This is a genomic window from Prevotella sp. oral taxon 475 (genome assembly GCF_018127805.1).
Taxonomy (GTDB): domain Bacteria; phylum Bacteroidota; class Bacteroidia; order Bacteroidales; family Bacteroidaceae; genus Prevotella.
The window spans coordinates 1837603-1850884 of the sequence record NZ_CP072334.1 but is presented as its reverse complement, the minus strand read 5'-3'; the positions used below and the strand labels follow the sequence as shown (position 1 = coordinate 1850884).

The window sequence follows — 13282 nt, the reverse complement described above, 5'->3', positions numbered from 1 at the left end:
TTCTAAACTTTCGCAAATCGCTCTTCGAGTGGACGATTTGCTATGTTGTTTTTATTTTTCTGTTGGAAGATGGCGAGTTTCCGGTAAAAAGCCGTACCTTTGCCGTGCTTTTTGAAGCACATCCAACAAGAAAACCAATTTCGTGTGATGGCGAATTAAGCATTTAATATTCACAACTTAATTTAGAGTAACGCATTATGAGAGAAATCAATGTAAACGGAAAGAAGAGAACCGACGTAGGTAAAAAGGCTTCTAAGGAGATGAGAAAAGAAGGTTTCGTGCCTTGTAACCTTTATGGCGAAAAGAAAGGCGAGAACGGACTGCCCGAGGCCTTGTCGTTTATGGTTCCGATGAGCGAACTTCGCAAGGTGGTTTACACCCCGCACATCTACGTGGTGAACCTCGATGTCGAGGGAGAGAAGCACATCGCCGTGATGAAAGAATTGCAATTCCATCCCGTGACAGACGTTCTGCTGCACGTAGACTTCTACGAAATCAACGAAGAGAAGCCCCTTGCTATCGGTATTCCCGTCAACCTCGTGGGTTTGGCACAGGGTGTTCGCGATGGTGGACGTCTGAGTCTGTCTATCCGTAAGCTTGTTGTCAAAGCTCCTTACAAGCAGATTCCCGAGAAATTGGATGTAGACGTAACCGCACTGACGATTGGAAAAAGCATCAAAGCCGGCGATTTGACTTTCGACGGACTTGAAGTGGTAACGCCCAAAGATGTGATTGTCTGCACCGTGAAGATGACTCGTGCTGCCGCCGCAGCCGCTGCTGCTGCCGCTGCAGGTAAGTAAATGGCGCAGAGAAACGGTATTGCTACATGGAAAAATATTTGATTGTAGGCCTGGGGAACCCCGGAAACGAGTACGAGGACACCCGTCATAATGCCGGATTTATGATATTGGACGCTTTCGCCAAAGCGTCCAATATTGTTTTTGAGGATAAACGATACGGGTGGGTGGCCGAGACTTCGCTCAAGGGGCGGAAGCTTTTTCTGCTCAAACCCTCCACGTTTATGAACCTGAGCGGCAATGCGGTGCGCTATTGGCTGGGAAAAGAGAATATTCCCACCGAGCGTTTGCTGGTGGTTGTCGACGACCTGGCTCTGCCGTTGGGGGCGTTGAGGCTGAAAGGCAGCGGGAGCAACGGCGGACATAACGGACTGGGTCACATCCAGCAACTCATCGGTTCGCAGTATGCTCGGCTGAGAGTGGGCATCGGAAACGATTTCCCGCGCGGCGGACAGATCGACTGGGTGCTGGGAAAGTTTGCCGAAGACGAACTGAAAACGCTCGAACCGACCATCGAGCGAGGCGTCGAAATGATCAAGAGTTTCGTGCTGGCCGGACTGACCATCACGATGAATCAGTTTAACGGCAAGGGCTGACCTGCGTTTCATAACAAAGAAAACGGACGAACGAGGAGAGACGAGAGAAGACTCCGTCGGTTGCGGACGAAACATCATTGAATGAACGATACAGAATGACAGAAGCACGTATTGACAAATGGCTATGGGCAGCGAGAATTTTCAAGACTCGTTCCGTGGCGGCAGATGCCTGTAAGAACGGGCGTGTGACGATGAATGGCGGGAATATGAAGCCCAGTCGCACGGTGAAAGTGGGCGATGTCGTGAGTGTCAAGAAGCCCCCTGTGGTCTATTCGTTCAAGATTTTGCAGGCCATCGAGCAACGGGTGGGCGCCAAACTTCTTCCCGAGATCTACGAGAACGTGACCGACCCTAAGCAATACGAACTCTTGCAGATGAGCCGTATCAGCGGATTCGTCGACCGGGCGCACGGAACAGGCCGACCCACCAAGAAAGAACGGCGTGCGCTCGACGCCTTTACGGGCCCCGTGATGTTCGGCTTTGACGACGAAGAGGAGGAAGACGACCTTTAAGAACATCGACGAAACGCATCGGATGAAGGGCACCGGTCGGGTGCGCTGGCCTGCCGAAAAAAAGAAAAACAGATAGACAGCATGATACGAATAGCCATTTTTGTTTCGGGCAACGGAACCAACTGCGAGAACATCATCCGCCATTTCCATCACCATACACGGGTAAAAGTAGCCCTGGTGTTGAGCAATCGGGCGGATGCCTACGCACTGGTGAGAGCCCAGAACCACCACATCCCCACCGTGGTGGTGAATAAAGCCGACTTCAACCGCGAAGACTTGCTCCTTCCCCTGATGCGCCAACACGGCATCGACTTCATCGTCCTGGCCGGTTTTCTGCTCATGATTCCCCCGTTTTTGGTCAAGGCCTACCATCGGCGCATGCTCAATCTCCATCCCGCTTTGCTGCCCAAGTATGGCGGCAGAGGCATGTATGGGCATCATGTGCACGAGGCCGTGAAGGCGGCGGGCGAGAAAGAGACGGGCATGACGGTGCATTGGGTGAGCGAGGAGTGCGACGGCGGAGAAATCATCGCCCAGTTCCGTACGCCCCTGTCTCTGCAGGACACGCCCGAGGAGATTGCCGCCAAGGAACATCTCTTGGAAGAACGCCACTTTCCGACGGTGATCGAACGCGTGTTGACATCGCTCAAAGGCTATGCGCTCCTGCTCGTCGCGTTGCTGTGCACCCTGTCTGCCGTGGCGCAGAAAGGCGGGAAGGCAGAGAAGTGGCCCTCGTTCCTTTCGCAGAAAGACCTGCCCGAGGCAACGCAATTCATTCCGGCACCGCCCGATACGTCGAGCATCGCCTTTCTCAAAGACTTCGACCGCTATCAGTGGGGCAAGTCGATGCGCAACACGCCGCGCGGTCGTCAGGCCGTGTTCGATGCTTATGTCGAGGTCGACTCCATTCTGAAAGGTTTTCAGGAAGCCTTCGGCATGCTCATCAGTAAGGAGACGACGCCGGAGATCTACAGTTTGGTGCAGCGGGTGGAGAATGACGGGAGTCTGTCGGTGCGTGGAGCCAAGAAGAAATACATGCGCAAGCGACCTTATGTGCAGTTTCACGAGCCGACGGGTGTGCCCGAAGACGAGGACGAACTGCGCCACAGCGGTTCGTTTCCCTCGGGACATACGGCGCGGGGATGGGCCATTGCACTCGTACTGGCCGAGCTGAACCCCGACCGTCAGGACGCTATCCTCCGCCGAGGTTACGAATATGGCGAGAGCCGCGTCATCGTAGGCTATCATTATCAGAGCGATGTCGACGTGGCTCGCATCGCAGCCAGCGGTGCCGTTGCTCGTCTGCATGCCGACGAAGCCTTTACCCGGCAGTTGGCAAAGGCCAAGAAAGAATGGAAGAGATGCAAGAAGGAGTAGGGGAAGTTACTGAACAGTTCGGTAACGCCATTTTTGCCTCCGCGGCGTTACTGAACAGTTCAGTAGCGCCATTTTTGTCTCCCTGATGGTTTTGAACAGTTCAGTAGCGCCATTTTTGTCTCCCTGATGGTTTTGAACAGTTCAGTAAGGCCATTTTGGTCTCCGCAGCGGTTTTGAACAGTTCAGTAGCACCATTTTGGTCTCCGCGGCGGTTTTGAACAATTCAGTAGCACCATTTTGGTCTCCGCGGCAGTTTTGAACAGTTCAGTAACGCCATTTTTGCCTCCGCGGCGGTTTTGTAGGGTACAGTAGCATCATTTTTGCCTCCGCGGCGATTTTGTAGGGTACAGTAGCACCATTTTTGCCTCTGATGGCGATTTTGTAGGGTACAGTAGCATCATTTTTGCCTCTGCGGCGATTTTGTAGGGTACAGTAGCATCATTTTTGTCTCCGCGGCGATTTTGTAGGGTACAGTAGCATCATTTTTGTCTCCGCGGCGTCACTGTAGGGTACAGTAACACCCTTTGGGTCTCCGCGGCGGTTTTGAGCGACTCAGTAGCATCATTTTGGTCTCCGCGACGGTTTTGAGCGGCTCAGTAGCATCATTTTTGTCTCCGCGGCCATTTTGAGCGACTCAGTAACACCATTTTTGTCTCCGTGACGGTTTTGAGCGGCTCAGTAGCATCATTTTGGTCTCCGCAGCCATTTTGAGCGGCTCAGTAGCTCTTGGGAGAAGAACGAGAAATAATATACGTTAAAAAGAAAAGGGCGATGAAAGAGACCGCCGTTTTTTTGTTATTTTTGTGACACTTTCGCCGACCCCACAAGGCCATCAGGGGCCCTGCAACATCACTGCCGGCAAAGGCTCACACAACCATCACAACGAGATATGAATACGAATCAACATCCGACGAGAGAAATCAACACGCATCACAATCCCTTTTTCGAGGAATACCATACGCCCCATGAGACCGTTCCCTTTCATCTCATCAAAACCGAACATTACGAAGAAGCCTTCATGGAGGGAATCAGACGGGATAACGAGGCCATCGAAAAACTGATCAACGACCCAGCAGAACCTACTTTCGAGAACACCATCGTCAGGGTGGACAACGAGCAGGGCGATGGATATTACGACCTCTTGAGCCGCGTCTACAGCGTGTTCTCCTGTATGATGAGTGCCGAAACCAATGATGAACTCGATGCCCTGGCACAGAAAATGAGTCCCATCCTCACGCAGCATGCCAACGACGTGCGGCTCAATCGGCGGCTCTTCGAACGCATCAAATACGTCTACGAACACCATCGACCCCTGGATGCCGAAGAGGAGATGCTGCTCGAAAACAGCTACGACGGCTTTGTGCGTAGCGGGGCCCTGCTCGACGATGCCGGAAAAGAACAACTCAGAGCCCTCACCGAAGAGGCCGGCCGGCTGGCGCTGCAATTCTCGCAGAATCTGCTGAAAGAAAATAAAGCCTTCACCCTCCACCTCACCGACGAAGAACAACTCGACGGACTGCCCGAAACCGCCCGCCAAGCCGCATCGCTCGCCGCTGAAGAACGCGGAGAGAAGGGGTGGACGTTTACACTCGACTTTCCCAGTTATTCGCCTTTCCTCACCTACGCCACGCAACGCTCTCTGCGCCGCCAGCTATACATGGCCCGCAATACAGAATGTACGCATCCCAATGCGGAAAACAATCTCGAGATTTGCAAACGATTGGTCAACCTGAGGCGAGAAATCGCTCAACTGCTGGGATATGAAACCTATGCCGACTATGTGCTCAAACATCGCATGGCCACCAATACGAAGAAGGTATACCAACTGCTCGACAGTCTGCTCGAAGCCTACAAGCCTACGGCCATCGAAGAACTCGCCGAAGTGGAACGCCTGGCCCAAGCACAGGAAGGCGACGACTTCCAACTCGAACCCTGGGACATGGCTTTCTATTCGCATCGGTTGCAGATGGAAAAATTCAATCTCGACTCGGAAATGCTGCGACCTTATTTCGAACTCTCGAAAGTCATTGAGGGCGTCTTCGGCCTGGCCACCAGGCTCTACGGCATCACCTTCAAAGAGAACGCCGACATTCCGGTCTATCACCCCGATGTGCGGGCCTATGAAGTGTTCGATAAAGACGGTTCGTTCCTGGCCGTCTTCTATGCCGACTTCTTCCCTCGAAAAGGAAAGCAGGGCGGAGCCTGGATGACGGAATTTCAAGGACAGTGGATCGACAGCAAAGGCACAAACGTTCGGCCGCACGTCAGCGTGGTGATGAACTTCACGAAACCCACCGCCGAAAAGCCCGCCCTGCTGACACTCGGCGAGGTGGAAACGTTCTTGCACGAGTTCGGACACTCGCTCCATGGCATGTTTGCCAATAGCCGTTTCGAAAGTCTGAGCGGCACCAACGTCTGGTGGGATTTTGTTGAACTCCCCTCGCAGCTGATGGAAAACTTCGCCATCGAGAAAGACTTCCTCCGCACGTTCGCCGTCCATTATCAAACGGGCGAAATCATCCCCGACGAACTCATCGAACGCATCGTAAAAAGCCGCAACTTCATGGCGGCCACAGCCTGTCTGCGACAAGTGAGCTTCGGTTTGCTCGACATGGCCTACTATACCCAGAAAGAAGCCTTCACCGAAGACATCATCCCCTTCGAGAAAGAAGCCTGGAAGAAAGCGATCATCACCCAGCAATTGCCCGACACCTGCATGACCGTACAGTTCTCTCATATCATGGCAGGCGGTTATGCTGCCGGCTACTACAGTTATAAGTGGGCCGAAGTGCTGGATGCCGACGCTTTCAGTGTGTTTAAAGAGCAGGGCATCTTCAATCAAGAAACCGCACAAAGATTTCGTGACAACATCCTCTCGCGTGGCGGAACAGAACATCCTATGGTGCTTTATAAACGATTCCGCGGCAGCGAACCCTCCATCGATGCCCTCCTCAAGAGAGATGGCATTTGGAGAAAGAAAACGAATGGCACAAAATAATGGAATCCTTATCAAAATGAACAAACAGCATATTCTCGACCTGCGCTATCTGCGCATGGCTCGTATCTGGGCCGAAAACAGCTATTGCGAAAGACGCAAGGTGGGTGCCCTCGTGGTAAAAGAGAAAATGATTATCAGCGATGGCTACAACGGTACACCCAGTGGTTTCGAGAATGTATGCGAGGACGAAAACAATATCACAAAACCTTACGTTCTTCACGCCGAAGCAAATGCCATCACCAAGTTGGCACGCAGCAGCAACAACAGCGACGGATCTACACTTTACGTCACGGCAGCCCCCTGTATCGAGTGTGCCAAACTCATTATCCAAGCGGGCATCAAACGAGTGGTCTATGGCGAGAAATATCGGTTGGAAGACGGCATCAACCTGCTCAAGAAAGCAAATATCGAAGTTTTATATCTTAATCCGGACGAACAGTGAATCAGAATAGAAAAAATCGCTACATGCCCTTGCTTATGGCGTTGTGCGTGGCAATCGGTATTGTCATGGGAACATTCTATGCCAATCATTTCTCGGGCAACCGACTCAATATTATCAACTCGGGAAGCAACCGGCTCAACAACCTCTTGCACATCATCGACGACCAGTATGTCGATAACGTCAACATCGATTCGCTCGTGGATAAAGCCATACCGCAGATTCTGGCCGATCTCGATCCGCATTCTGTTTACATCAGTGCGAAAGACGTGCAAGCCACCAACGACGACTTGAAAGGTTCTTTCTCTGGCGTAGGCATTGAATTCAACATTCGTCAAGACACGCTTCACGTGCAGAATGTAGTCAAGAATGCCCCGGCAGAACGTGCCGGTTTATTGGCTGGAGATAAAATTGTGCGCATAGACGGGAAACCCTTTGTGGGCAAAGACATCAATAACGAAGAGGCCATGCGCAGACTCAAAGGACCGAAAGACACGAAGGTCGTACTGGGCGTGGTGCGATACGGACAAAAGAAAATCAAAGAGTTCACCGTGATTCGTGGCGATATTCCGCAGAAAAGCATTACGGCCACCTACATGCTCAACGATGATACGGGATATATCCGCATCAAGAACTTCGGCGAAACGACTTATCCCGAACTGCTCATCGCGCTGGCCAAGCTGTCACAAGAAGGATTTAAGAGTCTTGTTATCGACCTACGAGACAATACGGGCGGTTATTTGCAGTCGGCTGTGCAGATGGCCAACGAGTTCTTACCCAAGAACAAGCTCGTGGTCTATACCCAAGGACGCAAGGCACAACGTCAAGATTACCTTAGCGACGGGCATGGAAGCTATCAAAAACTCCCGCTTGTAGTGCTCATCAACGAAGGATCGGCCTCCGCCTCCGAAATTTTTGCCGGAGCAATGCAGGACAACGACCGCGCCACGATCATCGGTCGCCGTTCGTTCGGCAAAGGATTGGTTCAGCAGCAGATGGCTTTCACCGACGGCAGTCTCATCCGTCTCACCATCGCTCGGTATTATACACCTTCCGGAAGATGTATACAAAAGCCCTACACAGCTGGAGACGATGCCGACTATGGGCAAGATATCTACAGTCGTTACCAGCATGGGGAGTTCTTTTCACAAGACAGCATCAAACACACGGGGCCAGCTTATCACACCGGCTTTGGTCGGACCGTTTACGGCGGCGGCGGAATCACACCGGATATTTTCGTTCCCGAAGACACACTCGGAATGACATCCTATTACAAACAAGCAGCCATGAGCGGACTGATTCTTCAGTTTGCCTACAGCTACACCGATGAGAACCGTCGCAAATTAAGCTCCTATAAAACACTACCCGAACTTGAAGCCTACCTCGACAAGCAAAACCTCATCGAACAGTTTGTGGTCTATGCCGATAAGCATGGCCTACAACGTCGGAATCTGATGATACGTAAGTCGCGCAGTCTGTTGAAACGGTTTATTCACAGTCGGATTATCTACGGGATGCTCGACGATGAGGCCTGGACCACGTATATCAACCAATCCGATCCCGTGATAAAAGCCACGATAAAAGTGTTTCGCGAGAATGCTGCATTTCCGAAGCGACCCCTATCCTCAAAGAAAAAGTAAATGGAAAAGAACGAACTGCGAAAGGAGATAAGAAGCCGAAAACGACAATTTTCTGCTGAAGAACTGCGCGTGCAGTCGCTTTCTCTTATCAGTCGGCTACTCGTTCATCCTCGCATTGAACAGGCCAACACGGTGATGCTCTACCATTCTCTACCAGACGAGGTTGATACACACACCGCCATTGACCGTCTTGCTGCCTGCGGGAAGCGTGTACTTCTCCCCGTGGTTCTTGACGAAGAGCGGATGGAAGTGCGCGAATATCGAGACCAAGCCTGCCTGCAAACCGGATCTATGAATATTCTTGAACCCATGGGTCGGCCCTTTCAAACGCTGGAAGAGATAGACGTCATCGTTGTTCCAGGGATGAGTTTTGATGCGGATGGACACCGGTTAGGGCGTGGAAAAGGCTATTACGACCGCTTTTTACAGCAAGTTCCGAAGGCCTATAAAATCGGAATTTGCTTCGATTTTCAAAAGGTAGACTACGTCCCATCAGACCAATACGACATACCGGTGAACGAAGTGATATAGGTAAAACCTCCTTGCGCTTCTTGCGTTTTGAAAAAATGTATATCCCCTTTGCCCAAAAGGGATATACATTTTCATGAAAGGTATATAGGTCTTAAAAAAAGGTATATACTTTTTGATGAGAATGGCGTCGCAACAGATCTGTTTATCTTTCTCCATCTCCTATTGTAATCTCTGCCGAGCCATAGCAGCGGTGGTGCTCACGGTCATAGATCACGCAAAACTGACCGGGAGCCACGCCCTGAATCGGAGCCTCGGCATGCACAAGATATGCGCCTTGAGCCAGAGGTTCGAGCGTGGCGCGATGGTATTCAGGCGTATGACGAATCTTGAACGTCACCTCCAGGCTTTCAAGAGGAGCCGTGAGCAAGTGCAGATCGTGTATAGGGAAATCTTTTTTATAGGCTGTTTGTGGTTCGAATCCCTTGCTCACATAGAGCCGATTCTGCGCCACATCCTTCTTCACGGCATACCAAGGACCACCGCCAAAACCCAATCCGTGACGCTGACCGATGGTGTGAAACCACAGTCCACGGTGCATTCCAATCTTCCGTCCGGTTTCAAACTCGAGCACCTCGCCGGGATTTTCGCCCAAGTAACGCCGAATGTAATCATTATATTTGATTTTTCCGAGGAAACAAATCCCTTGACTATCCTTGCGGCGAGCATTGATGAGATGTTCCCGTTGGGCAATTTGCCGCACCTCTTCCTTTTGATAATGTCCGATGGGGAAGAGGGCTTTCTGCAGCTGATAGGGATGAAGCTGAGCCAGAAAGTCGGTCTGATCTTTCACGGGATCGGGACTGGTGACGAGCCATTTCCGTCCATCGATCCATTCCGTTTGCGCATAATGGCCGGTGGCAATCAAGTCGTAGGCATGTCCACGCTTCTCGTTGAAAGCCCCAAACTTAATCATTCGGTTGCACATCACATCGGGATTGGGTGTGAAACCTGCCTTCACCTTTTCCATTGTATAGCGAGTCACCTGTTGCCAGTATGCCTCATGACAGTCTACCACCTCGAGTCCACAACCGAATCGGGCAGCAACGGCGGAGGCCATTTCCAGGTCTTCCTCCGAAGAACAGTCCCATTCCTCGTCTTCCTCGGGGCCAATCTTGATGTAGAAGCAGTCGGGTTGAAGTCCTAATTGGGCCAATTCGTAGACCACCACCGAACTGTCCACTCCGCCAGAGAGGAGTACGGCTATCTTTTGATCTTTGATTTCGTTGACGTTCATGCCTGCAAAGATAGCACAAAAAAGGGGAAAGAGCACTGCTCTTTCCCTCTTTCGGTAAGGCGAAAGTTAGTCATGATCGTACATTGAGGGTAGAAATTTCAGTTCCTGATAAGTCTGTTGGATATCTTCGCGAGTAATATCGAAGTGACGATCCACGATTCGCGGGCGATCGTTCAGCGAGTGAGAGAACAGCCAGTCGTAGGTTTTTTGGAGGTAGAACAGTCGGGCCAGCAATCCATGCGAGCCTCCTTGCACCCAGTCGTAGCGCAGAAGCGCATCCTGACCGAGGTCTTTCAGTTGGTTCACCACTCGTTCCGACTGCTTGATACTCACCGCCCGGTCTGCCGTTCCGTGCATAATCCACATCGGCACCTGCCCAATTCCGCTTACATCGCTTTTCGAACAACCACCGCACAGAGCCATCGCCGCTGCCACCTTTTGCGGATAGGTCGCCACGAAATCCATCGTTCCATATCCGCCCAGGCTCATTCCCAACACGTAAATGCGGGTGGAGTCTACCTCATAGTTGGCTTTTGTCCACTCCAGCAGGTCGTTTAGCTTTTGCGGATTCCATGCTCCGCCAGGATTTTGCGGTGCCACAACGAGTGTCGGAATGATCTTTCCGCGGTCTATCGCATCGAGAACGCCATAACGACGCACCCGTTGCAGATTGTTTCCACATAAGCTCGCCCCGTGCAAAAAGATTACCAGCGGCAGCGGATGCCGGTCTGTTTCATATTCGGCAGGCGTGTAAACCCAAAAGTTATATCCTTTGGGAATCACGCCTTTCTTCATCATAAAATTTCCTTTCTCCGTTCTTTGTGCCCACCCCAAAAGAGCGATGGCACAGAAGAACAGTAAAAACAAACCTCGTCTCATCATCTGACGACGGGTTTTTCTTTTGCCGGACAGGTTTCCTTTTTAAGTTGAACAGGCATCGGTTGCGCCTCGACAATCGGACCGAAAAAGGTTTTCAATCTCCCCTTCTGCACCCGCGTGGAAAGCATTTTTACCAATTTTTTGGCACTGTCTACGTCCAAATAGTGTATCAATGCGGCCGAAACCTCTTCGTCGGGGTGTGCTTTCACAAACTTGAAGATCGCCTTCTCGCGTTGCAGGTGTAGCATAAGGCCCCGTTTGCTAAAGCGTTCCATGAGGGCATCAGTCATCTTTCCCTGATCTTGCAGGCGTCCGTAGTCTTTGGCCAGCTGATTCATTTTGCCGGTGATGGGCCTAATTCCTTTCTCAGCCTCGTTGAGCTGGCGATAGAAATCGCTGCCGCCCAATTCGCATTCGGTGGCAATATTGCCCGTCAGTGTCAGTTCTTCGCCCGGAACGGCAAGGGTATTGAAGCCGGCATAACCGCCATTCCGGTCGGTGGCCCCATCGAAAACCTCTAGCAAAAGCGGACTGTCTAAAGGCAACGTCAGATCGAAAGCCCCATTGTCGGTCATGATGGTGGTATCTTTTGCAACGAGTTCGCCGTTAGAAAATCCGCTCATCATGAAGACGAGCGAGTCTTTCACCCCCTCAATCTGCCCCTTGATGCGCAGATGATGAGAGTCTGTGTGGTGGCATTGCACAAAGAATAAGGAACAGAAGCACAGCGTAAAAAATGTTTTTGGAGTCATATCTTTTCTATTTTTATGTTTCTATGAGCACGGATAGAGGCAGTCTTCGGCCCCATTTTGCCCCGAAGTGCTGGCAACGAAGTTTTGTCACGGATAGCGTGGAATCGTCATTGCCGTTAAATTTCCGGGTCGTATCGATGTTTGAAAGCGGGTTTTCATTCATCGTTAGTCCTCTTTTGAGGCATCGCAAATATACGTTTATTTTTTGGTTTACCGGGGATTTGGCGTATATTTGCAGCAATTTTTAAGTTTAAAAAATTGTCATTATGGCCGTTCCCGTTTTCAAAAGAACCTCCAAAGTTTTGCTTATCTACACAGGCGGAACCATCGGAATGGGCAAGAATCCCACAACCGGCGCGTTGGAACCTCTCGACTTCAACCATCTCATCGACAAGCTTCCCGAATTCGAATACCTGCAAACAGGTATCGACGTGCATCAGTTCGCCTCGCCCATCGATTCAAGTGACATGGCACCAAGGCTTTGGGCGCATCTCGTGAGCATCATTGCGGACAATTATCACCGATATGATGGCTTCGTGATTCTGCATGGAACCGACACGATGGCCTACACAGCATCGGCCCTTTCGTTTATGTTGGAGAATCTGACGAAGCCTGTTATCCTCACGGGAAGTCAGTTGCCGCTGGGCCAATTGAGAACCGACGGCAAAGAAAACCTCGTCACCAGCATCGATCTTGCTGCCTCTCACCACGCCGATGGCACGCCGCTTGTGCCCGAGGTGTGCATCTATTTCAGTGGAAAACTGCTGCGTGGAAATCGTTCTACCAAGCAAAATGCCGACGGATTCAATGCCTTCGAATCCTTCAACTATCCTCCCTTGTGCGATGCCGGCATTAATTTCAACTTCCATACGCACGAGATTCTTCGCCCCGACTTCAGTCGTCCGATGCAACCCCATCAAGCACTCGACTCCAATATCACCATTCTTTCGCTCTTCCCCGGCATTCAAGAGAACATTGCTCGACACTTGGTTGAGTCGCCCGAACTGCGTAGCATCGTGATGAGAAGCTATGGAAGCGGCAATGCTCCGCAACATCCGTGGCTCATGAAACTGCTGCAAGAGGCCTCGGAACGGGGTGTTGTGATCGTCAATATCAGTCAGTGTGTGGCCGGACAGGTGGAGATGGAACGCTACGACACTGGCTTTCAACTCAAGAATGCGGGAGTTGTGAGCGGATATGATAGCACCGTAGAGGCGGCCCTCACCAAGCTTATGCATCTCCAAGGCTTGTATCGCGACAACAGTATTGTGCGAAAACTGATGCACCAGTCTATCGCCGGAGAAATCTCGGTTTAAGAAAACGGTTCTGATGGGCCTCTTCCAGAGAGATGTCTTGATCATTTATAAGAGGAGGAAGGGCAGATAGAGAAAGTGCAGTTGTTTCTTCCTGTAAATCAGACGCATACAAACCCGTTTCTCATCTCTTAGCTTTTGAGCTCCATTTTCTTAGCTTTTGCACGTCGAAAACTAAGAAAATGGAGCTCAAAAGCTAAGAGATCAGAAATGA

At 51.1% G+C, this 13282-nt stretch carries 12 protein-coding genes and 1 pseudogene; 10 read left to right on the top strand and 3 right to left on the bottom strand.

Annotated elements, in window-relative coordinates; genetic code table 11:
- The first annotated feature begins 197 nt into the window (after positions 1-197).
- The 9 genes and pseudogenes from J5A66_RS07360 (at position 198) to J5A66_RS07325 (ending at position 8890) form a co-directional block, all read left to right on the top strand.
- A complete protein-coding gene (locus tag J5A66_RS07360) occupies positions 198-800 on the top strand; it encodes a 50S ribosomal protein L25/general stress protein Ctc (RefSeq protein ID WP_211790007.1) in 603 nt (200 codons plus the stop codon).
- A 26-nt stretch (positions 801-826) separates the two neighbouring features.
- Entirely contained in the window at positions 827-1393 is a 567-nt protein-coding gene (pth, locus tag J5A66_RS07355) for an aminoacyl-tRNA hydrolase (RefSeq protein ID WP_211790006.1), read from the top strand.
- Between the two features lie 95 nt (positions 1394-1488).
- Positions 1489-1905: an RNA-binding S4 domain-containing protein gene (locus J5A66_RS07350; protein WP_211790005.1), complete on the top strand. Its 417-nt coding sequence runs from the start codon at positions 1489-1491 to the stop codon at positions 1903-1905.
- An 81-nt stretch (positions 1906-1986) separates the two neighbouring features.
- Positions 1987-2547, top strand: a pseudogene (gene purN, locus J5A66_RS10200) (phosphoribosylglycinamide formyltransferase); the annotation flags it as partial.
- Positions 2548-2751: 204 nt separating this feature from the next.
- The gene (locus J5A66_RS10260; protein ID WP_371742879.1) at positions 2752-3282 is read left to right on the top strand and encodes a phosphatase PAP2 family protein; all 531 of its coding nucleotides are present in this window, start codon (positions 2752-2754) and stop codon (positions 3280-3282) included.
- Positions 3283-4171: 889 nt separating this feature from the next.
- A complete protein-coding gene (locus tag J5A66_RS07340; RefSeq protein WP_211790003.1) occupies positions 4172-6280 on the top strand; it encodes a M3 family metallopeptidase in 2109 nt (702 codons plus the stop codon).
- Complete coding sequence (locus tag J5A66_RS07335; protein WP_249109940.1) at positions 6267-6722, top strand: dCMP deaminase family protein; 456 nt, start codon at positions 6267-6269, stop codon at positions 6720-6722. The genes J5A66_RS07340 and J5A66_RS07335 overlap by 14 nt, the downstream gene beginning before the upstream one ends.
- On the top strand, positions 6719-8359 hold the full coding sequence (locus J5A66_RS07330; protein ID WP_211790002.1) for a S41 family peptidase: 1641 nt from the start codon (positions 6719-6721) through the stop codon (positions 8357-8359). Before J5A66_RS07335 ends, J5A66_RS07330 begins: the two co-directional genes overlap by 4 nt.
- A complete protein-coding gene (locus tag J5A66_RS07325) occupies positions 8360-8890 on the top strand; it encodes a 5-formyltetrahydrofolate cyclo-ligase (RefSeq protein WP_211790001.1) in 531 nt (176 codons plus the stop codon). It abuts the gene before it with no gap.
- Between the two features lie 142 nt (positions 8891-9032).
- Here J5A66_RS07325 and mnmA read toward each other — a convergent pair whose 3' ends face one another.
- From mnmA to J5A66_RS07310, 3 genes are all read right to left on the bottom strand, one after another.
- Positions 9033-10124, bottom strand: coding sequence for a tRNA 2-thiouridine(34) synthase MnmA (gene mnmA / locus J5A66_RS07320; RefSeq protein WP_211790000.1), 1092 nt, complete (start codon positions 10122-10124; stop codon positions 9033-9035).
- A 66-nt stretch (positions 10125-10190) separates the two neighbouring features.
- On the bottom strand, positions 10191-11003 hold the full coding sequence (locus J5A66_RS07315) for an alpha/beta hydrolase-fold protein (RefSeq protein ID WP_211791464.1): 813 nt from the start codon (positions 11001-11003) through the stop codon (positions 10191-10193).
- Entirely contained in the window at positions 11003-11755 is a 753-nt protein-coding gene (locus J5A66_RS07310) for a DUF4369 domain-containing protein (protein WP_211789999.1), read from the bottom strand. Before J5A66_RS07310 ends, J5A66_RS07315 begins: the two co-directional genes overlap by 1 nt.
- 266 nt (positions 11756-12021) lie before the next feature.
- Between J5A66_RS07310 and J5A66_RS07305 the strand changes: the two genes are divergently transcribed.
- On the top strand, positions 12022-13071 hold the full coding sequence (locus tag J5A66_RS07305; protein WP_211789998.1) for a type I asparaginase: 1050 nt from the start codon (positions 12022-12024) through the stop codon (positions 13069-13071).
- The last annotated feature ends 211 nt before the right edge of the window (positions 13072-13282 follow it).

Bases quoted from the DNA above. Each gene is read 5' to 3' on its own strand.
- pth (WP_211790006.1), top strand. From the start codon at position 827: ATGGAAAAATATTTGATTGTAGGCCTGGGGAACCCCGGAAACGAGTAC.
- J5A66_RS07305 (WP_211789998.1), top strand. From the start codon at position 12,022: ATGGCCGTTCCCGTTTTCAAAAGAACCTCCAAAGTTTTGCTTATCTAC.
- J5A66_RS10260 (WP_371742879.1), top strand. From the start codon at position 2,752: ATGCGCAACACGCCGCGCGGTCGTCAGGCCGTGTTCGATGCTTATGTC.
- J5A66_RS07335 (WP_249109940.1), top strand. From the start codon at position 6,267: ATGGCACAAAATAATGGAATCCTTATCAAAATGAACAAACAGCATATT.
- mnmA (WP_211790000.1), bottom strand. From the start codon at position 10,124: ATGAACGTCAACGAAATCAAAGATCAAAAGATAGCCGTACTCCTCTCT.
- J5A66_RS07310 (WP_211789999.1), bottom strand. From the start codon at position 11,755: ATGACTCCAAAAACATTTTTTACGCTGTGCTTCTGTTCCTTATTCTTT.
- J5A66_RS07315 (WP_211791464.1), bottom strand. From the start codon at position 11,003: ATGAGACGAGGTTTGTTTTTACTGTTCTTCTGTGCCATCGCTCTTTTG.
- J5A66_RS07325 (WP_211790001.1), top strand. From the start codon at position 8,360: ATGGAAAAGAACGAACTGCGAAAGGAGATAAGAAGCCGAAAACGACAA.
- J5A66_RS07360 (WP_211790007.1), top strand. From the start codon at position 198: ATGAGAGAAATCAATGTAAACGGAAAGAAGAGAACCGACGTAGGTAAA.
- J5A66_RS07340 (WP_211790003.1), top strand. From the start codon at position 4,172: ATGAATACGAATCAACATCCGACGAGAGAAATCAACACGCATCACAAT.
- J5A66_RS07350 (WP_211790005.1), top strand. From the start codon at position 1,489: ATGACAGAAGCACGTATTGACAAATGGCTATGGGCAGCGAGAATTTTC.